This window comes from Yoonia sp. MH D7 (assembly GCF_054439475.1).
Genome location: NZ_JBTJCF010000001.1, coordinates 435,816 through 460,081, shown reverse-complemented (window position 1 = coordinate 460,081; position 24,266 = coordinate 435,816). Strand labels below are relative to the sequence as shown.

Sequence of the window (24,266 nt, the reverse complement as noted above, 5' to 3'; positions counted from 1 at the left end):
CCTAGTCGACGCCCAGAACCTCTTCGATGCCCGCACCAATCACACCGCCATAGCTTAAGCTGCGGTCAAAATGGCCATTTTGCAAAAACGCAAGAACCTGCGCCATCACAAGCGGGTTGTTCATCATAAATGTATGGGTGACCGGCAATTCCAGATGATCGACCTCGCCCAACAAATGGGTGCTTTCCACAGACACCTTGCCGTCATCAGCCCCGTCGATCATCGCGGAAAAGAACGGGTTCAGCGACCGGTTCCCCGCAATCACACCAACTTCGTATTCGGCCAAGCCCAACCGGTTTGGCAAACTGCTGGCCTCTGTGCCCAACTGCAATCCCGCGGGTCCGTTGAACCATTGAAACGGCTCGAAATCACCAAACACATCGACCAACTCCGACCCGGAATTGGGCGGTGCCAACATCACAACCCGCCCCATCTTTGCGGGTCGATTGTTAGACAACCAAGCACGCGCCAATATCCCACCCATCGAATGGGTCACAAAATGCACAGTCGCATCACCGCAAGCGGCCACATCTACCGGCAGGTTTTCCCGAACCAACCGCTGGATCGTGTCCTCGGTCGAGGGATAACCGCTGTTCACCACGGTATAGCCATTGCTTTCAAGCACCAACGCCAAGGGCGCAAACGACACCTCAGATCGCGCGAGACCGTGCAGCATCACCACGCACTCCTGCGCCCGCGCAGCGCCAGCAGAGATCATAACCAACAAACTTAAAATCACTATTTTCATTTCACATAGATAGCAGCGGAAAAACAGATTGTTAGAGGGGATCAAGATAACCTTGCGTTGTTCTGCCTGTCACGGCAGAATCAACCTTATGAAACGCCCCATCCGCATAGCGACCCGCGCCATAATTTTACATAATAACAAACTCTTGCTGGTAAACGCCTGGAAAGGACGATTTGATCTATGGTGCGCACCGGGCGGCGGGGCCGAACCCCATAGCAGTCTGCCACAAAACCTTGCACGCGAAATCATGGAAGAGACCGGATTAGCGGTCCAAGTAGGCGATATCTGCCTTGTGAACGAATTTCACGACCCGACCGGCACCTTTCACCAAGTCGACATCTACTTCCGCTGCACCGTCACAGCAGGGGAATTGAGCGACACATGGGTCGACCCCGAAGGCATCGTCACCGCACGAAAATGGGCAACACGAGGCGAGGTCGCACGGCTACGCGTGAAACCCGACAGCTTAGGTGCTGTGGCATGGGGCGAGGCAAGCGCGATCAGCTACGATGCGCTGGAACCCATTTCAAAATAGAAATCCCGATCCCGCCCAGCACCAGCATGCCTGCGAACACCATACGGCTGGTCAACGGCTCGTCCAAAAACAGCACGCCAAACCCGACCGCAATCACCGGCACGCTCAACTGCGCAATCGCGGCTGAGGTTACGTGCAACTGCGGCAAAACGCGGTACCACAACGCATATCCCAAGCCAGACGTGACAGCCCCGGACAGTAAGGCCGCGATCACGCCTCCCATGGGAAATCCGATTGCCTCACCAGCCAGCAACGGCACCGCGACCAAAGGCAAGCACAACAGGAAATTGCGCGCCGAGGCCGCGATCGGGTCACGCACCCCCTGCCCCAAAATCGAATACGCCGCCCAGCCTGCGGCGGCGCCTATCATCGAAACCGTGCCCATCACAGGCACCACCGCACCCCCCGCAGGCCACAGCAAAACCGCCAACCCCAGCAACGCCATGCAGGCCCCGACCCAGCGCATCACAGGGATCAAAGCACCACACAAGATCGCCCAGCCAAACATCAACACCTGCAAAACGCCAAACAGGATCAATGCCCCCAGACCTGCGCCCAAGGTCAAATAAGCATAAGAAAACCCAAGCATATAGGCAGCCAACGCCAAGGCACCACGCCACGCGCCCAGCACCCCACGCAACGGATTTGCGCCTGCGCTTACGACCAAAACGGACAGCATCGCCGCCCCTGACGCCACCCGCAGAAAGGCAAAACCAAACGGATCCATCCCATAGTGCGCCACGCCGATCCGGTTCAGCACAGAGTTAGCTGCAAAAGCCGCCATTGCAGCCGCAACAGTCCAGAATAATGTCATGCAAAAGCGTCCCGTGTAGGATGGGTTTTAACCCACCATCAATCGATCAAAGGGCGCAGGATAGACCAAGTCTTGCGCGGGCGCAGCTGCCACCCCGCACACCATCGTGTGATCTAACGGATAAGGGCTGGTCAAATTCACCGCCCCACCGCGCGAAAACCCTGCCCGTTCAAAAAATGCAAGTTCCCCTAGCACCACAATCGGGGACTGGGTCAATCGCGACCATTCCGACAACATCCCCATCATGCGCTTGCCATAGCCACGGCGCTGCATATCAGGTGCAATCGCCACCGGCACCAAACACAGCCAACCCTTTGGCTTGACCATATAAGACAGCGCATAATACCCCACGATCCGGTCGCCCATCGGCATCACCTGTTCGCCCGCAATCAATCCAGATTTGCGCAATGCCTCGACAAACTTCGCCTGAGCTGGTGTCTCGAACGCGGCGCGCAACAAGGTATCCACCTCCGACTCCTCTCCACGTTTCAAATCTCGGGCAAATTGGGGGGCGTTGAACATATGGGCTCCGATATGGGGGAAATGCGTTAAAAAACAGAAAAGAATAGACTTTCTAGGATGGGGCAGCAGCAGGCTTGATCACTCTTTCAACGGCTTTCTCCTCAGAAATGGCATCTATCCTCATCAGTCTCACCTCACGCTTATGACGCGCGCAATACAATTCTTCAAACACTTGCGCAATCTGCGCTACTGTCAGCAATTCAAGATTTGCCGCTCAATGCGGATCGAGCAGATCATCGAAATAATCTAGGTCAACTTGCCGAAACGTCTCGCCTCATTGCGTATCGCTTTAGCCAAATCCACGGACAACATGGGTAAGCGGTCATACCCTAGCCAAGCACACGACATAAGTTTCGCCAATGTTGAGTTCATTTATAAAATTTCCAAAGTTTTTAAATCAACTGGTCCGACACGTCTTGCGATACAACAAAGAAAAGGGCGGCCCCGATATGGGACCGCCCTTCTATATTGATCGACATAAAGGCTTTCGGTGATTGCCACGCATTCACCTGTCGCCTTGTCGGAGTTTTGCCTTACGGCAAAAACTCCTTACATCATGCCGCCCATGCCGCCCATGCCGCCCATGTCAGGCATGCCGCCGCCGCCGTCCTTAGTTGGCTTGTCTGCAACCATTGCTTCTGTTGTGATCAACAGACCAGCAACCGAAGATGCGTACTGCAACGATGTACGGACAACTTTGGCCGGATCAATCACACCAAACTTGAACATGTCGCCATATTCTTCTGTCTGCGCGTTGAAGCCGAACGATTTGTCGGTGCTTTCACGGATTTTGCCTGCAACAACAGACCCGTCAACGCCGGAGTTTTCAGCGATCTGACGCAGCGGTGCTTCCAGTGCTTTACGCACGATCTGGATACCGACGTCTTGGTCAGAGTTTGCACCCTTAAGACCGTCAAGCGCTTTGCCACCCTGAACCAGAGCAACACCACCACCAACAACGATACCTTCTTGAACCGCAGCGCGTGTCGCGTTCAAAGCATCGTCAACGCGGTCTTTACGCTCTTTGACTTCTACTTCGGACATGCCGCCAACGCGGATCACAGCAACACCGCCAGCCAATTTGGCTACGCGCTCTTGCAGTTTTTCACGGTCGTAATCGGATGTTGTGTCTTCGATCTGGCCACGGATCTGTGTGACGCGAGCTTCGATCTCGGCTTTGTCGCCAGCACCATCAATTATTGTGGTCTCGTCTTTGGTGATTGTCACGCGCTTGGCAGAACCCAGCATGTCGATTGTGACGTTCTCAAGCTTCATGCCGAGGTCTTCGGAAATAACCTGACCACCTGTCAAGATAGCGATATCTTGCAGCATGGACTTACGACGATCACCAAAACCAGGTGCCTTAACAGCAGCAATTTTCAGGCCGCCGCGCAGTTTGTTCACCACGAGAGTTGCAAGCGCTTCGCCTTCAACATCTTCTGCGATGATCAACAATGGCTTACCGGACTGGATCACAGATTCCAGCAAAGGAACCATTGGCTGCAAGGAGCCAAGCTTCTTTTCGTGCAGCAAGATGATCACATCTTCCAGCTCGGCTGTCATTTTCTCAGTGTTGGTTGTGAAGTAAGGGGACAGGTAACCGCGGTCAAACTGCATGCCTTCAACAACAGTGGTTTCTGTTTCCAGACCCTTGTTCTCTTCAACAGTGATAACGCCTTCGTTGCCAACTTTTTGCATCGCATCAGCGATCTGACGACCGATTTCTGCTTCGCCGTTGGCAGAGATTGTGCCGACCTGCGCAACTTCGTCGCTGTCGTTGACCGGACGGGCCATTGCGATGATTGCTTCAACAACTTTTGTTGTCGCAAGATCAATACCGCGCTTCAGGTCCATTGGGTTCATGCCAGCCGCAACAGACTTCATGCCTTCGCGAACGATCGCCTGAGCCAGAACTGTTGCAGTTGTTGTACCGTCACCGGCTTCGTCATTGGTACGGGAAGCAACTTCCTTAACCATCTGCGCGCCCATGTTCTCGAACTTGTCTTCAAGTTCGATTTCTTTAGCCACGGAAACACCGTCTTTGGTGATGCGCGGTGCGCCGAATGATTTGTCCAAAACCACGTTGCGGCCTTTTGGACCCAAAGTGACCTTTACGGCGTCTGCAAGGATGTTGACACCCTTAAGCATACGGTTGCGGGCGTCGGTCCCGAATTTTACGTCTTTAGCAGCCATTTTCATGTGCTCCATAAATTAAATTGCATTGGTCGCGTTCAGCGACCCATATTTGATAGGGTGCGCGTTTCTGCGCACCACGACATCGGCTTACCCTTACAGGATGCCCAGAATGTCGCTTTCTTTCATGATCAGCAGGTCTTCGCCGTCGATCTTAACTTCTGTGCCGGACCATTTGCCGAACAGAATTTTGTCGCCAGCTTTGACATCCATCGCGATCAACTCGCCGCTGTCTTTGCGTGCGCCTGTACCGCAAGAGACGATTTCGCCCTCGGCAGGCTTTTCTTTTGCTGCGTCTGGAATGATCAGGCCGCCTTTAGTTTTCTCTTCGCCTTCGATACGGCGGACAAGAACGCGGTCGTGAAGTGGTGTAAATGCCATCTTGGAGCGTCTCCAGTTCGTGTTTCTCTGCGTTAGCACTCACATCCTGCGAGTGCCAACAAAAGATATCTAAGGAGCCTCCGATGCTTAGTCAAGCAGTCTGATCTGGAATTTCTCGACGTTTATCCAACATCTGTTTTGCCACGCCTGTCGGCACGCAAATTCGCATAAAGCACATGGTTGCGCCAACGACCGTTGATCTGCAAATAGGACTGTGCCACCCCTTCGTATTTATAGCCGCACTGCTCCAATAGACGGCGGCTTGGCGTGTTTTCCGGCAAGCAGCCCGCCTCGATCCGGCTTAAATCAAGCGTGTTAAACGCATAATGCACAACCGCCTCGATTGCTTCTTTCATAAAACCTTGACGGGCATAATCCCGGCCAATCCAATAGCCGGTGGTGCCTGCCTGCGCAGGGCCACGGCGAATATTATCCAATGTGATCGCACCGAGCAAAGCATCGTCCGTGCGGCGCACCAAAAACAACGGCACCGCATTTCCCGACGAAATCGAGCGCTGCGCCCAATACACGCGGTTGGTGAATGCCTTGCGCGACAAATGATCCGTGGCCCACGTCGGCTCCCACGACGCCAGAAACTCTTCGCTGTCCTGACGCAACGCCGACCACGCATGATAATCGCCATGCACCGGTGGGCGCAGAGTCATACGCTCTGATTCTAACCTGACTGTTTTGCGGAATCCCAGCATCTACGCCACCAAACGCGCCTTCAATTCATCCAATGTCGGCGCAGCTTCTGCCGGACCATAAAGCGCCATCGCGGACGCCGCCTGCCCTGCCATCTGGCCGGAAAATTCTTTCACGTCGCCCGTCGTCACCGCGTCCACACGGTCGATTGTCTCGTCCAATGTCGGGATCCGGTCCCAGATTGACAACAATCGCGCAAGTCGTTCAGCACGGTTCGACGGGCTCTCAAGCCCCATCAACAATCCAGCCTTCATCTGCGCGCGCGCGCGGGCAACCTCGGCTGCCGTCATATCGTCTGCGGCACGCTTCATCTCGTCAATCGTAACATTGGCCAATTCGGCAATCTGCTCGGCACTGGTGCCAGCATAAATTGTGGTCATGCCGGTGTCTTCATGGGCGCCCGCCTGCGCAAAGATTGTGTAGCATAGCCCGCGTTTCTCGCGAATTTCCTGAAACAATCGCGACGACACTCCGCCACCCATCACCGATGCATAGATTTGCGCGGTATATATCGCAGGATCGCGGTAGTCGGGACCATCTAGCGCCAGCGCAAAATGCACCTGCTCCAGATCCTTGTTCCGGCGCAATTCACCACCGCCAAATTTGGCAGGCTGCAACAGCTTTGGATCACGGATCACAGGGGATAAATGGCCAAACAGCGCCTCTGCCTGCATGACAATCTTGTCGTGATCAATCCCGCCAGCGGCGGCGAGGATCATCTGACCCGGACCATAATGCTCACCCACAAACGCCGTCAGATCATCACGCATAAATGTCTGCACACGTTCCGCAGGACCTAGTATCGGGCGACCAATCGCCTGATCAGGATAGGCAATCTCTTGCAGCCAATCGAAAATAATATCGTCAGGCGTGTCATTGGCTTGGCCGATCTCTTGCAAAATCACCCCACGTTCCAACTCGATATCGGACGGCTCGAATGTCGAGTTCATCAAAATATCTGCAATCACGTCTAGCGCCAGCGGCACATCTTCTTGCAAAACACGCGCGTAATAGGCGGTATTCTCGCGGCTCGTGTAGGCGTTTAAAAACCCGCCAACATCCTCGATCGCCTCGGCAATTTGCAACGCAGTGCGGCTCTTGGTCCCCTTAAACGCCATATGTTCCAGAAAATGCGCGATGCCGTTCTGTTCCAGCCGTTCATGACGGCCACCCACATCGACCCAAACGCCGATGCTTGCAGATTTCAGGCCGGGCATGTTCTCAGTGACGATCCGAAACCCGTTGGACAGCGTGTGGTGTTCAATAGTCAAACTTTGATCCGCTCTTTGATGAGGGCTTGAAGGGCGCCCATGTCATTTTTTACGCGAGTCACGCGCTCGGGGCGGTCATATAGGTCCGCCATGTGCGGGGGAAGAGGTGCCGCGACGCCGCTGGCCGCTTTTACGGCATCTGGGAATTTTGCAGGATGCGCTGTGGCCAATGTGATCATCGGAATGCGGCCCAAATGATCCTCTGCCACATGCACGCCAACGGCAGAATGTGGGCACAGCAACTCGCCGTGATGCGCCAGATATTTCTTGATCGCCGCAGAAGTTTCCGCTTCAGAGGCACGGCCCGACACAAATGTGTCTTTCAACATCTGATACGCACCCTGCGAAATCTGGAAACCGCCCGTTTTCAGATCATCCATCTGGGCAGAAACAGCAGCACCATCACGCCCGTAAGCATCAAACAGCGCCCTCTCGAAATTCGACGACACCTGAATGTCCATCGACGGGCTTATGCTCGGCACCACACCTTCTTTGGTATATGCGCCGGTCTGCAAAGTACGGTGCAAAATATCATTCTGGTTGGTCGCGACCACCAATTCGGCAATCGGCAACCCCATCTTCTTGGCAATATAGCCTGCAAAAATATCACCAAAATTACCCGTTGGCACAGTAAACGACACCTCGCGGTGCGGCGCACCAAGGCTGACAGCAGCCGTGAAATAATACACAACCTGCGCCAGAACGCGGCCCCAGTTGATCGAATTCACACCCGCAAGATTGACCTCGTCGCGGAAATCAAAATCGTTGAACATATCCTTGAGCATCGCCTGACAATCATCAAAATCACCATCCATCGCCAGCGCATGCACATTTGCCTCAACCGGTGTGGTCATCTGGCGGCGCTGCACTTCCGACACCCGTCCATGCGGGAACAGAACGAACACATCGACATTCTTTAACCCCCGAAACGCCTCGATCGCGGCTGAACCGGTATCGCCAGAGGTCGCGCCCACAATGGTAATCCGCTCGCCCGAACGGGTCAACGCGGCTTGAAACATCTGGCCAATCAGCTGCATGGCGAAATCTTTAAATGCCAAGGTCGGACCGTGGAACAGCTCAAGCAGAAAATGGTTAGGGGCCAGTTGCACCAAAGGCGCGCGCGCAGCGTGATCAAAGCCGGCGTAGGCTTTCGCAATCAGATCCTTGAATTGACCGTCTGAAAACGTGTCGCCGATAAAGGGACGCATCACCTCAAACGCGACCTCTTCGTATGACTTACCCGCCATATCCGCGATCTGCTTCGTCGTCAGCGTCGGCACGGTTTCAGGCACATAAAGCCCACCGTCACGGGCCAATCCCGTCATCATCGCTTGTTCAAATGTCAGCGCGGGCGCGCTGCCGCGAGTAGAGATATAACGCATCAGTTAAGTGTCCTTCGTGCGCAGAGTGCGAGAAATCAAAAACAGGGTCATCACGGCCCAAACAAACGCCAGCCCGAACCATGTGACCGCATAGCTAAGATGGTCATTCTTGATGCCAATCGTGTCTACAGGCAACACTGTCAGGCGCGGATCGGCAGGGGTCAGGTCGCGGGCCACGACCATCAACGGTTCGGTTTGCAACGCGTCCGACATGCTTACCACATCGCGGCCAAACCAGATATTTTTTTCAACATCAGGCTCCGGCGTGGCGCTGTTGACATCATCCGGCCAGATCAAATTGCCCGTCAATGTGCCGGTTTGCGCGGTGGGCACCGTCGCCTTATCCTCTAACGACAACAGGCCCGCATCAACCAGAATGCGGCGATCGTCTGTGGTCTCAAAGGCGCGAATAACGAGATAGCCTGTCCCAGCAGCAGTGCCGGAAACCAGAACATGTAGCTCCGGACCAACAACCGTGCCATCCAGAGTGACGGGCAAATAGGCATCGCGCGCCTCATCCGGTGTTGCAGGTAGGGCCACGGGCGCGGCGGTCAGACGTGCGTTGATATCCGCAAGAATATCCTGTTTCCACGCCAGACGGTCCAGTTGCCAAAAACCCAACCAGCAAAGCACAATCAGGCCGCTAAGGCCGAGAAACAATGGGAACAGAATGCGTCGCAAATGCAGGTCTCGCTTTATGCAAAAGATAAGGCGCACGCAGGTACCTACGCGCGCCTTTGTATGTTTTGGCATCAAGGAGGGGTCAAGACCCATCCGACACAATCAGCGTTTACGCGCCCCAGATATAGATTGCTGCAAACAGGAACAACCAAACGACGTCCACAAAGTGCCAATACCAAGCCGCCGCTTCAAAGCCGACGTGGTTTTCCGGTGTGAAGTGACCGCGCTGCAAGCGGATCAAGCAGACCAGCAAGAAGATCGTGCCGATCAGAACGTGGAAGCCATGGAAACCGGTCGCCATAAAGAAGTTCGCGCCGTAGATATTGCCCGAGAAACCAAAGGCCGCGTGGGAATATTCGTAGACTTGAAATACGGTGAACAGCGCGCCCAAAACCACGGCAAGGATCAAGCCCCACTTCATATCTTCGCGGTTATTCTCATGAACCAACGCGTGGTGCGCCCAAGTCGCGGCCATACCGGAACACAGCAAAATCAATGTGTTGATCAACGGCAGGTGCCACGGATCAAAGGTCTCGATGCCCGCAGGTGGCCAAATGCCATCAACCAGCGGCGACGTGCCATCAGGATTCATCGGATACATCGCATGTTTGAAAAACGACCAGAACCATGCGGCAAAGAACATGACTTCTGACATGATAAACATAATCACACCATAACGCAGGCCGATCTGCACCACAGGTGTATGATCGCCAACATGGCTCTCCGCGACAACGTCAGCCCACCATGCATACATCACATAAAGCACCAGCGCCAAGCCGATAAGGAAAACATAGGGTCCGCCGCCTTCCTTTGGCATCCAAAGAACTGCGCCGAAAAGCATGATAAACGCGCCGAGCGCCCCGGCCAGAGGCCAGATTGATGGTGGCAAGATATGGTAGTCGTGATTCTTTTCGTGGGCCATTGCAGTTTTCCCTATCGGCTTGTTGGTCTTAGTTCAATTCTATGGCGGTTTGTGGCGCAGATGTCAAAGTGGTTGGCGCGTCTAAAGCGGCCTGCATTTCAGCTTCGGGCAGGTCGACCTGGTAGAACGTATAACCCAAAGTGATGGTATGCACATACTGCCCTTCGCGGTCTGCCACGATAGCAGGGTCTACGAAAAACGACACCGGCATCATCACCGTCTCACCTGGCTGAAGCACCTGTTCAGTAAAGCAGAAACACTCGATTTTGTCGAAAAACGCACCTGCCTCGTAAGGCGTTACGTTATAGGCGGCTTGACCTGCAACCGGCACGTCAAGCGGGTTATGAGCCTCGTAGAATGCCAGCCCTGTCTCTCCGATGCGCAGAGTCATCTCACGCTGCATCGGTTTGAACGTCCACGGCATGTCGCGATCCAGCGAAGAATCAAAGCGTACCTTGATCGTCTGGTCCAAGATCACGTCAGAGCCTGCATCGGCAATGTTCGTTATGCCGCCAAAGCCTGTCACGCGACAGAACCAATCGTAAAACGGCACCGACGCCCAAGCGAGCGATCCCATGAGGACCACGACGCTGACGGTTTGCATCACTGTGCGCTGCGGGCCTTGGATATTTGGAAATATTTTCACTGTGTGTCTCCCTCTTCGGGGATAATCGCAGGTCTTGCCACATGATCGAAGGTTTCAAATTGTCGCGCATCGCCCAATTCCAGCACCTTCACAACCGTCAGTGAAAAAACCAAGGCGACAAGTGCGATCAATAGGCCCAAGACACCAAAATTGCGCCCTTTGCGGCGATTGTGGATTTCATGTTCAACGCGAATAGCCATACTACCAGCCTCCATAGCCGTAGGGGCGCAGGGCGGCTTGTGCCAGCAATGCGCCAAAGTGTAAGAACAGGTAATACAGCGAAACCTTAAAGACCTGTCTTTCGACGGTGTAATTATCAGCGTCCGCAGCCGCATCATCACGGCGCCATATTTTGAAACAACCGGCAACAAACCACAGGTTTAGTAACACCGACGTCACCAGATAAATCGGGCCACCAATCGACGTGAACCCAAGTCCGATCGCAACAGGTACCAACAAAATCGCATAGATAATAACATGACGGCGGGTCACATCGCGACCGTGAGTTTCAGTCAACATCGGCACGCCCGCATCGCCGTAGTCCGATTTGACAAACAAAGCCAATGCCCAGAAATGCGGCGGCGTCCACATGAAAATAAGCGCAAACATCAACACAGATTCGAGGGTCACATTGCCCGTCGCTACAGCCCAGCCGATCATCGGCGGGAAGGCCCCCGCAGCACCACCGATCACAATGTTATGCGGGGTAGAGCGCTTGAGCCACATGGAATAGACCACGGCGTAAAAAAAGATGGTAAATGCAAGCAGACCAGCAGCAAGCAAATTCGTAGCAAGCCCCAGCAGAATCACAGCAAATCCCGCCAGCGCCACGCCAATGCCCAGCGCCTCACCCGGCTGCACACGACCCGACGGGATCGGGCGTTTGGCGGTGCGTTTCATCACCGCATCAATGTCAGCGTCCCACCACATATTCAGCGCGCCAGATCCCCCTGCCCCGACCGCGATGCACAACACACCGACAAAGCCGATAAACGGATGCACCGGAACCGGCGCGACCAAAAGGCCAACCAAAGCGGTAAAAATCGACAGCGACATCACGCGCGGCTTTAACAAGGCGAAATAGTCGCCCATGCTCGCCTCATAGGGTGTGTCCTGTGTGGTCATATCAGTCATCATATTTTCCAAGGGGTAACGGGCGCACCCATTCTAAAGACAGAGCTAGCGCGGGGATCATCCCGCGCCAGTCTAATCGTTAAACGCCGTTGATTTCTTTCGCTTCAATCAACCACTTGTCGTAAGTCTCTTGGCTCACAACTTTCACTGTGATCGGCATATACGCGTGGTCTTTGCCGCACAACTCGGAGCACTGACCAAAGTAGATACCTTCTTGTTCAGCAGCAAACCATAGCTGCGACAAACGACCTGGAACCGCATCCTGCTTCACACCAAACGCAGGAACAGTCCACGAGTGGATCACATCCGCGCCGGTCAACTGCATCACAATCGTGGCACCAACCGGGATCACGACGGCAGTGTTTGTCGCCAACAGGTATTCACTTTGCGAATAACCGTACTCTTCCAATTCATCGCGCTGCAAAAGATAGCTCTCGAAGGCGACAGCGTCATCTACATATTCGTAACCCCAATACCACTGGTATCCGGTAACCTTGATCGTGATGTCTGCTTCGGGGATTTCCTGCTGCTTGAACAGGATCGGCAGTGAATAGGCGCCAATCACGACAAGAACCAAAATCGGCAGGATCGTCCAGGCAACTTCCAGTGGGGAGTTATGCGTGAATGTCTTGGCGGTAGGATTCGACTTTTGATTATAGCGAATTGCGACCCATGCCATCAGGCCGGTCACAAACAATGTGATCACGGCAATAATCACCAAAAGCATATTGTCCAACCAATGCACGTCACGCGCAAGTTCGGTCGCGGCAGGCTGAAAACTCATCAACCCGTCAATAGGCGCGCCAATGATTTCAAGCTCTTGGTCTACTTCCTGAGCAAATACGGAAGAGCCCGCAAGCACCAGACCAGCCGAAGTCCATAGTGAAGTCGCAATCGTGTTTAAACGCATATCGTAACCTGTCTGTCATGGCGCCCTTAGGCGCATCTTTAAGGTGTGTCGCCCGAACTAAGGGCGGAATCCCGTTGTATCTACCCGTTCATGTCCCATATCTTGATGGACAACTCAAGAACTGCAATCGCGGTAAACAGCCGCACACACCACTATTTTCGCCAAATGTCAGGAAACGTCATGTCCGCAGACCCATTTTCACCCTTTGATACCGCCCTTGATCGTGACACGGCCACCGCCCTGCTGCGCGAGGCCACGATGGGGGCAGATGACGGTGAGTTGTTTCTCGAACGGCGCAAATCCGAAGTGTTATCGTTTGACGACGGGCGCTTGAAAACCTCAAGTTATGATGCCTCCGAAGGGTTTGGGTTGCGCGCCGTGCGTGGCGAAACCACAGGCTATGCACATTCGACAACACTCGACGAACACGCGCTGCGCCGCGCCGTTGCAACCACGCGTCTGGCCGTGGGTGCAGGCGGCGGCACCCTCGCCGAGGGTCCGATTGGCACCAATACAAAACTTTATTCCGACGAAGACCCGATGCTGCAAGCCACGTTTCCCGCCAAAATCGACATCCTGCGCGAAATTGACGCATATGCCCGCGATCTGGACAGTCGCGTGGTGCAAGTGTCCGCCACCCTCGCCGCGTCGCATCAAGAGGTGCTGATCCTGCGCCCCGAAGGCACGCTTGTCACCGACACCCGTCCGATGTCGCGCCTCAACGTCTCGGTGATCATCGAACACAACGGCACACGCGAATCTGGCGGCGCAGGTGCGGGCGGACGTACAGGCTTGATCGGTCTGATCTCGCCGGACCATTGGAAACCCGCCGTGCGCGAAGCGCTGCGTATCGCTCTCGTGAACCTCGACGCCGAACCCGCCCCCGCAGGCGTCATGGACGTGGTCCTCGGGCCAGGATGGCCGGGCATTTTACTCCATGAGGCAATTGGCCACGGGCTTGAGGGCGACTTCAACCGCAAAGGCACCTCCGCCTTCGCAGGGCTGATGGGCCAACAAATTGCGGCACGTGGCGTCACCGTCCTCGACGACGGCACCATTCCCGACCGACGCGGCTCGATCACCATCGACGACGAAGGCACGCCGAGCGCGAAAAACACGCTGATCGAGGACGGCATCCTTGTGGGCTACATGCAAGACCGCCAAAACGCGCGCCTCATGGGCGTCGCCCCCACAGGCAACGGGCGGCGCGAATCTTACGCACACGCCCCGATGCCCCGCATGACCAACACCTATATGCTGGCAGGCGACGCCGACCCTGCATCCCTCGTGGCTGACCTCGCTGACGGCATCTATGCCGTAGGCTTTGGCGGCGGTCAGGTCGACATCACCAACGGTAAATTCGTGTTCTCCTGCACCGAAGCCTACCGCGTCAAAAATGGCGTTGTCGGCGCAGCCGTCAAAGGCGCCACGCTGATCGGTGACGGTGCCACCTCGCTGAAAAACATCCAAGGGATCGGTAACGACCTGGAACTCGACCCGGGCATTGGCAACTGCGGCAAAGCAGGACAATGGGTCCCCGTCGGCGTCGGCCAACCCTCCTTAAAAATCGGTGGGCTGACAATCGGCGGTGCGGCCGGCAAATAGTGATCGGCTTCTTACGCAGCCCACAAAGATGACCCCACAAGCTCCGCTCCATAATTTCGCGCGGTCGCATGTGGGTCATCTGCGCTGCCTCTGACAGTGCAAAATCTTCACAGCCCACCGCCATTGGCGCAGTCGACTGGATCGGCGGCTACCGCGCCGACCCGTGCTTTCGCCAGATCCAAACCCGATTCGGATGAATTTCGTTAACTTTATTCCACTCCGCCTCTGTCCATACGCAAAAAAGACGTCTGGAAGACGCAATAAAGACCGCACAAAGACCCTAAAATCAGGCCGTTAACCGTTTTGCACAGCCACCGATCAAATATATAAACTCCTGTTCACTCCTCATTAACCCTAACCATGTCTAATCAGCGGGCAACATGGCGGAGCAACGGATGACCGAGACCAGACACCCTTCCACATCACTCCCCCCCGAAACGGAAGCGTTTGATTTCGCCTGCCTCCGCCTGTTGCGATCACGGCGCGTAGGACCAGCCACCTTCCACCGTTTGATGGCTGAACACGGCTGCCCCATCGCCGCGCTCGACGCCCTGCCACACATCGCAAAAGCCGCTGGCGCTGCCGACTATGCGCCCTGCCCCGAAGGGGTCGTAGCCGCAGAAATCAAGGCCGCACGCGCCGCAGGTGCCAAACTCCTGATCGCAGGACAACGCGGCTATCCCATTGCTCTCAATGACTTATCAGACCGACCCGCCGCCTTATGGTGCTTGGGCGATCTGTCGTTACCGTCACGTCCAATCATCGCCCTTGTGGGCGCACGCAATGCCTCCTCACTCGGCTTACGCATGGCGAAAAAACTCGCGGCTGACCTTGGCGACGCAGGCTTTGTCGTGGTCTCGGGGCTGGCACGCGGCGTCGATACGGCGGCCCACCTCGGGTCTTTGAAAACCGGCACAATCGCCGTGCAAGCCGGCGGCGTCGACACAATCTACCCGTTAGAAAACCGCGCACTCGCCGAAGATATCTCGCGCTCTGGCCTGCGCATTTCCGAAATGGGCATGGGCGTTCAACCCCAAGCGCGCCACTTCCCCGCCCGCAACCGGATAATCTCCGGCCTCGCACGCGGCGTCGTCGTCATAGAAGCCGCCGCCAAATCCGGCTCCCTCATCACCGCCCGAAACGCCCTCGACCAATGCCGCGAAGTCCTCGCCGTACCCGGTCATCCGTTTGATGCGCGGGCTTGGGGCCGCAACATGTTGATCCGCGACGGCGCCACATTGGTGCGCGGCGCAGACGACGTGATCGAGGCGCTTGGCGCTGCGCAACCTCTGGTCACCGCCCCCGAACTGCCGCAGGAAATGCCCGCTAAACCCGCGCGCACCCTGCGCGAAACTGCCGAACTCCACGACCTTATCCTGCAACGCCTAGGACCATCGCCTGTCGCAGAGGATCAACTCATCCGCGACCTTGGCACCGACAGCACAACAGTCGCTCCCGCCATCGTCACGCTAGAGCTTGACGGGAAAATAACGCGGCAATCTGGCGGTCTAATTGCACTGGCGCATTGACGCGCAAAACGCATTGTGATGTCAGGGGACATAACTTTCCCCTTTGACTCCTGGGCGCATTGACATTCCCTTACGGTCAACCACATGTACCTCAGTCATAGCCAGATCAATCGTTTTTAAAGGATTCCCATGCCAGTTGTCGTCGTCGAATCCCCCGCTAAAGCCAAGACAATAAACGGTTATTTGGGGAGCAACTATACGGTATTGGCTTCATATGGCCATGTTCGCGACTTGCCGCCAAAAGACGGTTCCGTACTGCCGGACGAAGATTTCGACATGAAATGGGAAATCGCCAGCGACAGTAAAAAACATATTAAGGCGATTGTTGACGCGCTAAAAAACGACAACGAACTGATTTTGGCGACCGACCCCGACCGCGAAGGCGAGGCGATTAGCTGGCATTTGACCGAAGCTCTGATTGCGAAAAAAGCGATCAAGAAAGACACGCCTGTCAGCCGCGTGGTGTTCAACGCGATCACCAAAACCGCCGTGTTGAAAGCGATGGAAAACCCGCGCCAAGTCGACGTGCCGCTGGTCGACGCCTATCTCGCGCGCCGTGCGCTGGACTATTTGGTCGGGTTCAAATTATCGCCCGTGTTGTGGCGCAAATTGCCCGGCGCAAAATCCGCAGGCCGCGTGCAATCTGTGACTTTGCGCATCATCGTCGAGCGCGAAATGGAAATCGAATCCTTTCGTAATCAAGAATATTGGTCGGTCAAAGCTGTCTTAGAGAACCCCCGCGGCGTGACCTACGAAGCGCGGCTCACACAGCTTGCGGGCGAAAAGCTCGACAAGTTCAGCATCGCAAACACCACCCAAGCCGAATTGGCCGTGCAGGCCATCACCAGCCGCGATTTGACCGTGCAAACCGTCGAAGCAAAACCCGGCACGCGTAATCCGTCACCGCCGTTTATGACCTCAACCTTGCAGCAAGAGGCCAGCCGCAAATTCGGCTTTGGCGCGCGCCAAACCATGTCCGTCGCCCAACGGCTCTACGAGGCCGGCCTGATCACCTACATGCGGACCGACGGCATCGACATGGCCCCCGAAGCCATCACATCCGCCCGCGACGCGATCAAAGAGAAATACGGCGCGGATTATCTGCCCGCCGAGGCCCGCGTCTATAAAAACAAAGCAAAAAACGCGCAGGAAGCCCACGAATGTGTGCGCCCGACCGACCTGATGGTCGCGTTGGAAGATGCCAAAATCGCTGACAGCGACCAGCGCAAGCTTTACGACTTGATCTACAAACGCACTCTTTCGAGCCAAATGGCCGCCGCCCGTTTCGAGCGCACGACTGTTGATATCGGCTCGGCTGACGGACAGGTGATGTTGCGCGCAAACGGACAAGTGCAGTTGTTTGACGGTTTCCTTGCGGTTTATGAGGAAGGCAAAGACGACAGCACCGACGAGGACGATAAGCGCCTGCCGCAGATCAGCGAACGCGAAGTGGCCAAGAAATCCAGCGTCACGCCAGAGCAGCATTTCACGCAGCCGCCGCCCCGCTACACCGAGGCCACATTGGTCAAGCGCATGGAAGAGTTGGGCATCGGCCGTCCGTCAACCTACGCGTCAATCGTGACCACAATCCAGGATCGCGGCTATGTGGAAAAGGACAAGAACCGTCTGATTCCACAGGACAAAGGGCGTCTGGTGACGGCTTTCCTTACAAATTACTTTAACAAATACATCGGTTATGACTTCACCGCTGATCTTGAAAACCAGCTTGATGAAGTGTCCGCAGGCGACGCCGATTACAAGAAAGTGCTCGAGCGGTTCTGGACCGATTTCTCGGCTGCCATCGCCGAAACGGCCGATCTACGCATCACCGAAGTGCTCGAAAAAATCAACGACGTCCTGGCCCCCCATCTGTTCCCACCGACGGAAGATGGCGGAGATCCACGGTTGTGCCCGAATTGTGGCAAGGGGCGTTTGTCGATGCGCACCGCCCGCTCTGGCGGCGCGTTTATCGGTTGTTCGGCCTATCCCGAATGCAAGTATACGCGTCCATTCGGCCCGCCAAACCCCGAGGCCGAAGCCTCGGCTATTCCTCCCGAAGGCAAGCTGCTAGGCTCTGATGACGGCGACGAAATCCGCGTTTTCAAAGGCCGCTTTGGCCCCTACGTGCAGCGCGGCGAAGCGACCGAAGAAATCCCCAAGCCCTCGCGCCAATCAATCCCCAAAGACTGGGAACCCGAAGAGCTGGCCTTGGAAAAAGCCGTCATGCTGCTGTCGCTGCCGCGCGAAATCGGCCCGCACCCCGAGGATGGGATCACCGTTTGGGCCAATATCGGGCGTTACGGACCCTACCTGAAACACGCGGCATCCACCTCGGATCGCGGCGGCACCAATGCCAATCTTGAAGGCATCGATGACGTCTGGACCGTGGGCATGAACCACGCGGTGCAACTGTTGGCCGAAAAAATTGCCAGTCGCGGTCAACGTGGCAAGGCCGTCGCACCGCTATACGAGTTGGGCGAACACCCTGAAGCGGGCGGCCCTGTGAATATCTATACCGGTAAATACGGCCCCTACGTGAAATGGGAAAAGATCAACGCGACCATTCCCGACACCACTGAGCCTGCGGATGTGACACTGGATTTTGCAGTGATTTTATTGGCGGAACGCGCTGCAAAATCTGGCAAAAGCATTTCCAAGAAAAAGGCCCCTGCCAAAAAGAAAGCCGCTGCGAAAAAACCGGCAGCTAAGAAACCCGCCGCCAAAACACCTGCGCCGAAAAAACCCGCTGCAAAGAAACCTGCCGCAAAGAAAGCCGCTAGCAAAAAAGCGGCCCCCGTTGAAGATACCAATGACGGGGATGGCGACGTCATCGAGTAACATCGGTGACGGATTTGTGACTGCAAAACGATTGACGTAACCGCTATACCTTCATATTTGTAAGGTTAGTTATGAAGATGAGGGTCCAACATGTCGGATTTCAAACTCAATAGACGAACTGTTCTGGTTGCAGGCGCCGCCAGCCTTTTGGCCGCCCCTGCGCTGGCGCAAAGCACACGCAACATCGCGAGCTTTGTGCGTCAAGATTGGCAGGATCACTTCGATACGCTCGGCGTTGCGTCGATTGTCGCTGACACGGGCTCGCGTGCGCTGCACTTCTGGACCGGTGATACCTACCGCGTGTTTCCAACTTCAGTGCCGATTAGTGAAGAATTAACAAAGCGTGGCTATACCAGCATTGTGCGCAAAAGAGTCGGCCCCGACTGGACCCCAACCGCATCACAGGTAGAGCGGTTTGGCTGGGAATACATCCCGCCGGGCCCCGCGAACCCGCTTGGAACCCACGCCATGTATTTGTCATGGCCTGCCTATATTATCCACGGCACCCATGACACGCGCAAAATTGGACGTCCGTCATCGGATGGCTGCATCGGGCTCTATAATGAAAACGTGGCGCAATTGTTCGAGATCGCGCCAGTCGGCACACAAGTCCATATTATCTAATCGACAAACAGGTCCCGTTAAATCGCGGAACTAATTTGCCCTAAGATCGTTTTCCTTTCTTCAACAAAGGAGAACGATCATGCCAATTATTCTATGGATCCTAGGCGCCCCGATTAGCCTTTTGCTTGTACTTGCGGTCTTTGGTTTCTTTTAAATCTACGGCTCCGCAATAGGGCTCAGACATTGACTTTACCCGCAGTGCCATACAGGTTCTGCGGGTTATTCATTTTCGGGGAGCCATATGAAAAAGATTTATCCAAATGCCGCAGCAGCTCTGGACGGGCTATTACATGACGGCATGTTTATTGCGGCTGGGGGCTTTGGCCTTTGCGGCATTCCCGAACTTTTGCTGCAAGCGATCAAAGATGCGGGCACCAAAGATTTGACATTTGCGTCCAATAACGCAGGCGTTGATGACTTTGGTATCGGAATTTTGCTGCAAACTAAGCAGGTCAAGAAAATGATCTCGTCTTACGTCGGCGAAAACGCGGAGTTCATGCGCCAGTATTTGTCGGGCGAACTTGAGCTCGAATTCAATCCGCAAGGCACTTTGGCCGAACGTATGCGTTCGGGCGGTTGTGGCATCCCAGGTTTCTACACCAAGACAGGTGTCGGCACGATCATTGCGGACGGCAAAGAGCACAAAGATTTCCCGACAGGCGAAAACGGCGCACCGGAAACCTACATCATGGAGAACGGCATTTTTGCTGACCTCGCGATTGTGAAAGCATGGAAAGCGGATGAGACCGGCAACCTTGTCTTCCGCAAAACTGCACGCAACTTCAACCCGCCAGCTGCGATGTGCGGCAAGACCTGCGTCGTCGAAGTCGAAGAAATTGTCCCAACAGGCAGCCTCGATCCCGACAGCATCCACCTGCCCGGCATCTATGTGCACCGCATCATCCAAGGTGACCACGAAAAGCGTATCGAACAACGCACAGTCAGGAAATCATAATGTGGGATCGTGATCAAATGGCGGCACGCGCCGCGCAAGAGCTCGAAGACGGCACCTATGTGAACCTTGGCATCGGTATTCCGACGCTGGTGTCCAACTACATCCCTGAAGGTGTAGAGGTCACATTACAGTCCGAAAACGGTATGCTCGGCATGGGCCCGTTTCCGACCGAGGATAAGATCGACGCCGACCTGATCAACGCGGGCAAGCAGACGATCACCGAGTTGCCGCAAACTGCGTATTTCGACAGCGCGCAATCGTTCGGCATGATCCGAGGTGGCAAAATTGCGATGGCGATCTTGGGTGCGATGGAAGTGGCCGAAAACGGCGATCTGGCGAACTGGATGATCCCGGGCAAGTTGGTCAAAGGCATGGGCGGTGCTATGGATCTAGTCGCAGGCGTGCGCCGCGTGGTGGTCGTGATGGATCACACATCCAAACACGGCGACAGCAAGCTTTTGAAATCATGTACGCTTCCGCTGACTGGCAAAGCAGTGGTCGACCGGATCATCACCAACCTTGGTGTGCTTGATGTGGTCGAAGGCGGATTGCGCATTGTTGAATGTGCGGACGGCGTCACCGAGGCCGAACTGCGCGCCGCAACAGAAGCGACAATCGTATCTTAGTAGAACGGGCGCGGTTCGCCGCGCCCCTCACACCCCGTTGTTATGAAACACGCAGCCATCCGTGACCAATTCAGGCGGCGTCTGGCATAACCCTTTGGCAACCGTCCATGCGGCCAAGACCTTTGGTACATAGGCACGCGTTTCGGCATAGGGCGGCACGCCCGCATTATCACGCACAGCCCCCTCGCCCGCATTATATCCAGCCAGCACCAGAATAGGGTCATTGTCAAAATGCTTCATCAGCCAGGCAAGATAAGCCACGCCCGCTTTGATATTCTCTGCAGGGTCGGCGCGGTCGGTCACCCCAAAACGCGCGGCCGTTGCAGGCAGTAACTGCATTAATCCCTGCGCACCTGCGGAACTGACCGCCGCGTCATTACCCGCACTCTCGACCGAAATCAGTGCCAGAACCAGCGCAGGCGACACGTTGGTGCCTACTGTTTCGCGCAAAATATCCAATCCATGTGCAGTCGCAATTGATTGTAAGGTCTGCAAACGCGGCACTGGCACTGCTTTGCCGCTAGGCGCGTTTGCCATTTCGCGCAAGGCCATTTCCAAACGGCCCGGACCTGTGTCAGAAAGCTTCGGCGAAACCGCCAGCCAGAACCATTCCAAACCCGAGGGTCGCGGCACTGCGGCCAGCGCAGCCTCCCCCGCAGCCGCGGCTGATCCGGCTGCCAATGGTGCAGACGGCGCGCGCGGCCTGTTAGGATCAATCTGCACGGTTATACGGCGGCTGCTGCTTCCCGTGGGCACAGTAACCCGCTTGAAACTGAAATCCGACTGAAGGCGGGACGATTCTGCCTGCACCGACAATGCCGACAGCCCTAAAGACGCGATTCCCGCGATAAATCTTATTCGCATTTTCATAGATTCTGCCTGAAGCCTGTTTTTATTGCCACCACCCTCGCAGAATCCAAGGCGTAAATCGATACAATCCACAACGAACACTATTATTTGGGGCGCTTTGGACACAATCGAACACCGCCCGCCGAAAGGTATTAACATACTGCTAACTTTAATATTATTAAAAATCATAATGTTACCTATAAATTCGGGCTTTTTTAACCCTCGTCCAAAATCGATCCATTCGGGTCAAACTCCTGCCCCAATCACAGTGCAAAACATGTTCAACCAAGACGGGGATGCACCAATAAGAGGCCGGTGCGAAAGGATCCGACAAGGTTTGAATTTAAATCTAGCGATACCCTGAGGAGGGACTACAATGCTTAACTTTATTAAAAATTTCCGCAACGACGAAGACGGCGCAGTTACAGTTGACTGGGTTGTATTGACAGCCGCTATCGTTCTGCTGGGCGTTGTTGTTGGTAATTCCATTGGTGACGGCGCAAAAAATCTTGCTAATGAAGTTGGTACCGAACTTACTGCCATCGACGTAGGCGCTATTGCCCCATAACACGTTCACAGTGCGAAAATGGGCTATTTCATGAAAACATGGGATGGCCCTCTGCAAGGTACTAATATTTATCATATGGGTTTGAATCTTGTCCCATTTGACACGCATATATCCCTTAACCTGAACGGGGACTACGCCAACAATGGGCCGGCGTGAAGTATTCAAAGAGGTTAATTTTCAAATCTAGCTATACCCTGAGGAGGGACTACAATGCTTAACTTTATTAAAAATTTCCGCAACGACGAAGACGGCGCAGTCACAGTTGACTGGGTTGTTCTGACAGCCGCTATCGTTCTGCTCGGCGTTGTTGTTGGTAAGTCCATTGGTGACGGCGCAAAAGATCTTGCAACAGACGTTGGCAACGAACTTACTGCCATCGACGTAGGCGCTATTGCCCCATAACACGTTCACAGTGCGAAAATGGGCTATTTCATGAAAACATGGGATGGCCTTTTTCAATAACGCGGCCTTGGTAACTTACTACGCATATATCACTCCGCGGCCATAATGTGCCGCAAAGTTCAGCGAAAGTAGCGGGTAGATGATAAACCAAGTCGAACTGGAAGCTGAAATGAGCCAGTTTCTTGCCTCTTTTGCCAAAGACGAAGGCGGCGCAGTAACAGTTGACTGGGTTGTGATAACGGCTGCAATCGTGCTGCTTGCCGCACTTGTTGGCACCGGAATCCGGGACGAGGCAATTGGCGCCGGGCATCGCATTAGCGTTGCAGTCGCAACCGTCGAAATTACCGATTGATAACCCATTATGCCACATGTTGCGGCATCCTGCGCTTGTTTTGAGCGCTTAGCAGTAAGAAAGAAACGAGGTATAAAATGCGAGCTTTATTCGGACTGGTATTCCTCCTTGGCATGGGCCTCGCAGGCTTTGCAGTTTATATGGTCCAGGGCTTTGTCAGCGAACAGGAAACTGCGCTTGAACAAGAACGTGCCAAGGCCTCTGAATTTGTGGCAACGTCCAAAATTTATGCACCAACGCGCACTATCCTTTACGGCGAACGGATCACAACCGAGGACGTCGCATTGATTGATTATGCAGTCAAAAATATTCCCGAGGGTGCATTTTCGACCCTCGAAGAACTGTTCCCAGAGGGCGAAGACACGCCACGCGTTGTCCTGCGCCAGATGGAAAAAGACGAGCCAATTCTAGCAATCAAAGTGACGGATGCAGGTCAGGACGCAGGTATCACGACACTACTTGATCGTGGCATGCGCGCCTTTACGATCAAGGTTGATGTGGCCAGCGGCGTGTCCGGCTTCTTGCGTCCGACCGATAACGTTGACGTCTACTGGAGCGGCTCACTTAGTGGCGAAAGCAACCGCAGCTTTACCCAGCTGATCAAATCAAACGTAAAAATCATTGCGATTGACCAATCTGCAAATGTCGAACGGAACGAGGCCACAATCGCGCGCACTGTCACCGTGCAGGTCAGCCCACAAGACGTTGCCGTGCTGGCACAGGCCCAATCAACCGGCGCATTATCGCTTTCACTGGTTGGTGCAGGTGATGACACTATCAGCAGCGAAATCCTTGTTGACCAACGTAGTCTGCTTGGTTTGTCGGCCCCGGAGGTCGAGCAATTGGTCGAGGCGCCTCGTAACGAAGTCTGCACGATCATCACCAATAAAGGCGGCGACCGTGTCGAAGTTCCCATTCCTTGCACTAACTAAACGCAAGAAAATCTGATCAGAGGCACGTCACCCCCACTGGAGGCGTGCCTTTTTCTATTGGGATTTACGCCCAACCCGTTACGTATCTGCACCACAATTTCCGGCCAACACATTGAATATTGCAATAAAATTGATTTCGGTG

Annotated in this window: 26 protein-coding genes; 11 read left to right on the top strand and 15 right to left on the bottom strand. The window is 54.9% G+C overall.

What is annotated here, in order from left to right; all coding sequences use genetic code 11:
• Window position 1: 1 nt before the first annotated feature.
• Window positions 2–748, bottom strand: a complete 747-nt coding sequence (locus tag ACXLHR_RS02185; protein ID WP_458789908.1) for an alpha/beta fold hydrolase — start codon at window positions 746–748, stop codon at window positions 2–4.
• Window positions 749–836: 88 nt separating this feature from the next.
• Here ACXLHR_RS02185 and ACXLHR_RS02180 point away from each other — a divergent pair, with 88 nt between their 5' ends.
• The gene (locus ACXLHR_RS02180) at window positions 837–1,283 is read left to right on the top strand and encodes an NUDIX domain-containing protein (RefSeq protein WP_458789907.1); all 447 of its coding nucleotides are present in this window, start codon (window positions 837–839) and stop codon (window positions 1,281–1,283) included.
• Here the strand turns inward: ACXLHR_RS02180 and ACXLHR_RS02175 are convergent.
• The 13 genes from ACXLHR_RS02175 to coxB form a co-directional block, all read right to left on the bottom strand.
• Window positions 1,249–2,097, bottom strand: coding sequence for a DMT family transporter (locus ACXLHR_RS02175; RefSeq protein ID WP_458789906.1), 849 nt, complete (start codon window positions 2,095–2,097; stop codon window positions 1,249–1,251). The genes ACXLHR_RS02180 and ACXLHR_RS02175 overlap by 35 nt on opposite strands.
• 27 nt (window positions 2,098–2,124) lie before the next feature.
• Window positions 2,125–2,565 (bottom strand): GNAT family N-acetyltransferase, encoded by a 441-nt coding sequence (locus ACXLHR_RS02170; protein ID WP_458789905.1) that lies wholly within the window; start codon window positions 2,563–2,565, stop codon window positions 2,125–2,127.
• Between the two features lie 603 nt (window positions 2,566–3,168).
• Window positions 3,169–4,812 carry a chaperonin GroEL gene (groL, locus tag ACXLHR_RS02165; protein ID WP_458792447.1) on the bottom strand — a complete coding sequence of 548 codons (1,644 nt, stop codon included), beginning with the start codon at window positions 4,810–4,812 and terminating at the stop codon, window positions 3,169–3,171.
• 96 nt (window positions 4,813–4,908) lie between these two features.
• A complete protein-coding gene (locus ACXLHR_RS02160; RefSeq protein WP_458789904.1) occupies window positions 4,909–5,193 on the bottom strand; it encodes a co-chaperone GroES in 285 nt (94 codons plus the stop codon).
• Window positions 5,194–5,315: 122 nt separating this feature from the next.
• Complete coding sequence (locus tag ACXLHR_RS02155) at window positions 5,316–5,900, bottom strand: GNAT family N-acetyltransferase (protein ID WP_458789903.1); 585 nt, start codon at window positions 5,898–5,900, stop codon at window positions 5,316–5,318.
• Complete coding sequence (locus ACXLHR_RS02150; protein ID WP_458789902.1) at window positions 5,901–7,169, bottom strand: M16 family metallopeptidase; 1,269 nt, start codon at window positions 7,167–7,169, stop codon at window positions 5,901–5,903. It abuts the gene before it with no gap.
• On the bottom strand, window positions 7,166–8,551 hold the full coding sequence (gene thrC / locus ACXLHR_RS02145; RefSeq protein WP_458789901.1) for a threonine synthase: 1,386 nt from the start codon (window positions 8,549–8,551) through the stop codon (window positions 7,166–7,168). The genes ACXLHR_RS02150 and thrC overlap by 4 nt, the downstream gene beginning before the upstream one ends.
• A 3-nt stretch (window positions 8,552–8,554) precedes the next feature.
• Window positions 8,555–9,232, bottom strand: a complete 678-nt coding sequence (locus ACXLHR_RS02140; protein WP_458789900.1) for an SURF1 family protein — start codon at window positions 9,230–9,232, stop codon at window positions 8,555–8,557.
• 109 nt (window positions 9,233–9,341) lie between these two features.
• Window positions 9,342–10,154, bottom strand: a complete 813-nt coding sequence (locus ACXLHR_RS02135; protein ID WP_458789899.1) for a cytochrome c oxidase subunit 3 — start codon at window positions 10,152–10,154, stop codon at window positions 9,342–9,344.
• A gap of 28 nt (window positions 10,155–10,182) precedes the next feature.
• Entirely contained in the window at window positions 10,183–10,758 is a 576-nt protein-coding gene (locus ACXLHR_RS02130; RefSeq protein ID WP_458792446.1) for a cytochrome c oxidase assembly protein, read from the bottom strand.
• 38 nt (window positions 10,759–10,796) lie between these two features.
• On the bottom strand, window positions 10,797–11,000 hold the full coding sequence (locus ACXLHR_RS02125; RefSeq protein ID WP_458789898.1) for a hypothetical protein: 204 nt from the start codon (window positions 10,998–11,000) through the stop codon (window positions 10,797–10,799).
• A 1-nt stretch (window position 11,001) separates the two neighbouring features.
• Window positions 11,002–11,934 (bottom strand): heme o synthase, encoded by a 933-nt coding sequence (gene cyoE / locus ACXLHR_RS02120; RefSeq protein WP_458789897.1) that lies wholly within the window; start codon window positions 11,932–11,934, stop codon window positions 11,002–11,004.
• 79 nt (window positions 11,935–12,013) lie between these two features.
• Window positions 12,014–12,844 carry a cytochrome c oxidase subunit II gene (coxB, locus tag ACXLHR_RS02115; protein WP_458789896.1) on the bottom strand — a complete coding sequence of 277 codons (831 nt, stop codon included), beginning with the start codon at window positions 12,842–12,844 and terminating at the stop codon, window positions 12,014–12,016.
• A 180-nt stretch (window positions 12,845–13,024) separates the two neighbouring features.
• On the opposite strand from coxB, the gene tldD reads away from it, so the two are divergent.
• From tldD to ACXLHR_RS02085, 6 genes are all read left to right on the top strand, one after another.
• Complete coding sequence (tldD, locus tag ACXLHR_RS02110; protein ID WP_458789895.1) at window positions 13,025–14,449, top strand: metalloprotease TldD; 1,425 nt, start codon at window positions 13,025–13,027, stop codon at window positions 14,447–14,449.
• 395 nt (window positions 14,450–14,844) lie between these two features.
• Window positions 14,845–15,978 carry a DNA-processing protein DprA gene (gene dprA, locus ACXLHR_RS02105; protein ID WP_458789894.1) on the top strand — a complete coding sequence of 378 codons (1,134 nt, stop codon included), beginning with the start codon at window positions 14,845–14,847 and terminating at the stop codon, window positions 15,976–15,978.
• A 129-nt stretch (window positions 15,979–16,107) separates the two neighbouring features.
• Complete coding sequence (gene topA / locus ACXLHR_RS02100; RefSeq protein ID WP_458789893.1) at window positions 16,108–18,816, top strand: type I DNA topoisomerase; 2,709 nt, start codon at window positions 16,108–16,110, stop codon at window positions 18,814–18,816.
• 90 nt (window positions 18,817–18,906) lie between these two features.
• Entirely contained in the window at window positions 18,907–19,440 is a 534-nt protein-coding gene (locus tag ACXLHR_RS02095; RefSeq protein ID WP_458789892.1) for a L,D-transpeptidase, read from the top strand.
• 241 nt (window positions 19,441–19,681) lie between these two features.
• Entirely contained in the window at window positions 19,682–20,395 is a 714-nt protein-coding gene (locus ACXLHR_RS02090; protein ID WP_458789891.1) for a CoA transferase subunit A, read from the top strand.
• Window positions 20,392–21,021, top strand: a complete 630-nt coding sequence (locus ACXLHR_RS02085; protein ID WP_458792445.1) for a 3-oxoacid CoA-transferase subunit B — start codon at window positions 20,392–20,394, stop codon at window positions 21,019–21,021. The genes ACXLHR_RS02090 and ACXLHR_RS02085 overlap by 4 nt, the downstream gene beginning before the upstream one ends.
• Window positions 21,022–21,048: 27 nt before the next feature.
• Here the strand turns inward: ACXLHR_RS02085 and ACXLHR_RS02080 are convergent, their stop codons facing one another.
• The gene (locus ACXLHR_RS02080; protein ID WP_458792444.1) at window positions 21,049–21,885 is read right to left on the bottom strand and encodes a lytic transglycosylase domain-containing protein; all 837 of its coding nucleotides are present in this window, start codon (window positions 21,883–21,885) and stop codon (window positions 21,049–21,051) included.
• 361 nt (window positions 21,886–22,246) lie between these two features.
• Between ACXLHR_RS02080 and ACXLHR_RS02075 the strand changes: the two genes are divergently transcribed.
• The 4 genes from ACXLHR_RS02075 (at window position 22,247) to cpaB (ending at window position 24,124) form a co-directional block, all read left to right on the top strand.
• The gene (locus tag ACXLHR_RS02075; RefSeq protein ID WP_458789890.1) at window positions 22,247–22,438 is read left to right on the top strand and encodes a Flp family type IVb pilin; all 192 of its coding nucleotides are present in this window, start codon (window positions 22,247–22,249) and stop codon (window positions 22,436–22,438) included.
• A 210-nt stretch (window positions 22,439–22,648) separates the two neighbouring features.
• The gene (locus ACXLHR_RS02070) at window positions 22,649–22,840 is read left to right on the top strand and encodes a Flp family type IVb pilin (RefSeq protein WP_458789889.1); all 192 of its coding nucleotides are present in this window, start codon (window positions 22,649–22,651) and stop codon (window positions 22,838–22,840) included.
• A gap of 139 nt (window positions 22,841–22,979) precedes the next feature.
• Window positions 22,980–23,192 (top strand): hypothetical protein, encoded by a 213-nt coding sequence (locus ACXLHR_RS02065; protein WP_458789888.1) that lies wholly within the window; start codon window positions 22,980–22,982, stop codon window positions 23,190–23,192.
• Between the two features lie 77 nt (window positions 23,193–23,269).
• Complete coding sequence (gene cpaB / locus ACXLHR_RS02060; RefSeq protein ID WP_458789887.1) at window positions 23,270–24,124, top strand: Flp pilus assembly protein CpaB; 855 nt, start codon at window positions 23,270–23,272, stop codon at window positions 24,122–24,124.
• The last annotated feature ends 142 nt before the right edge of the window (window positions 24,125–24,266 follow it).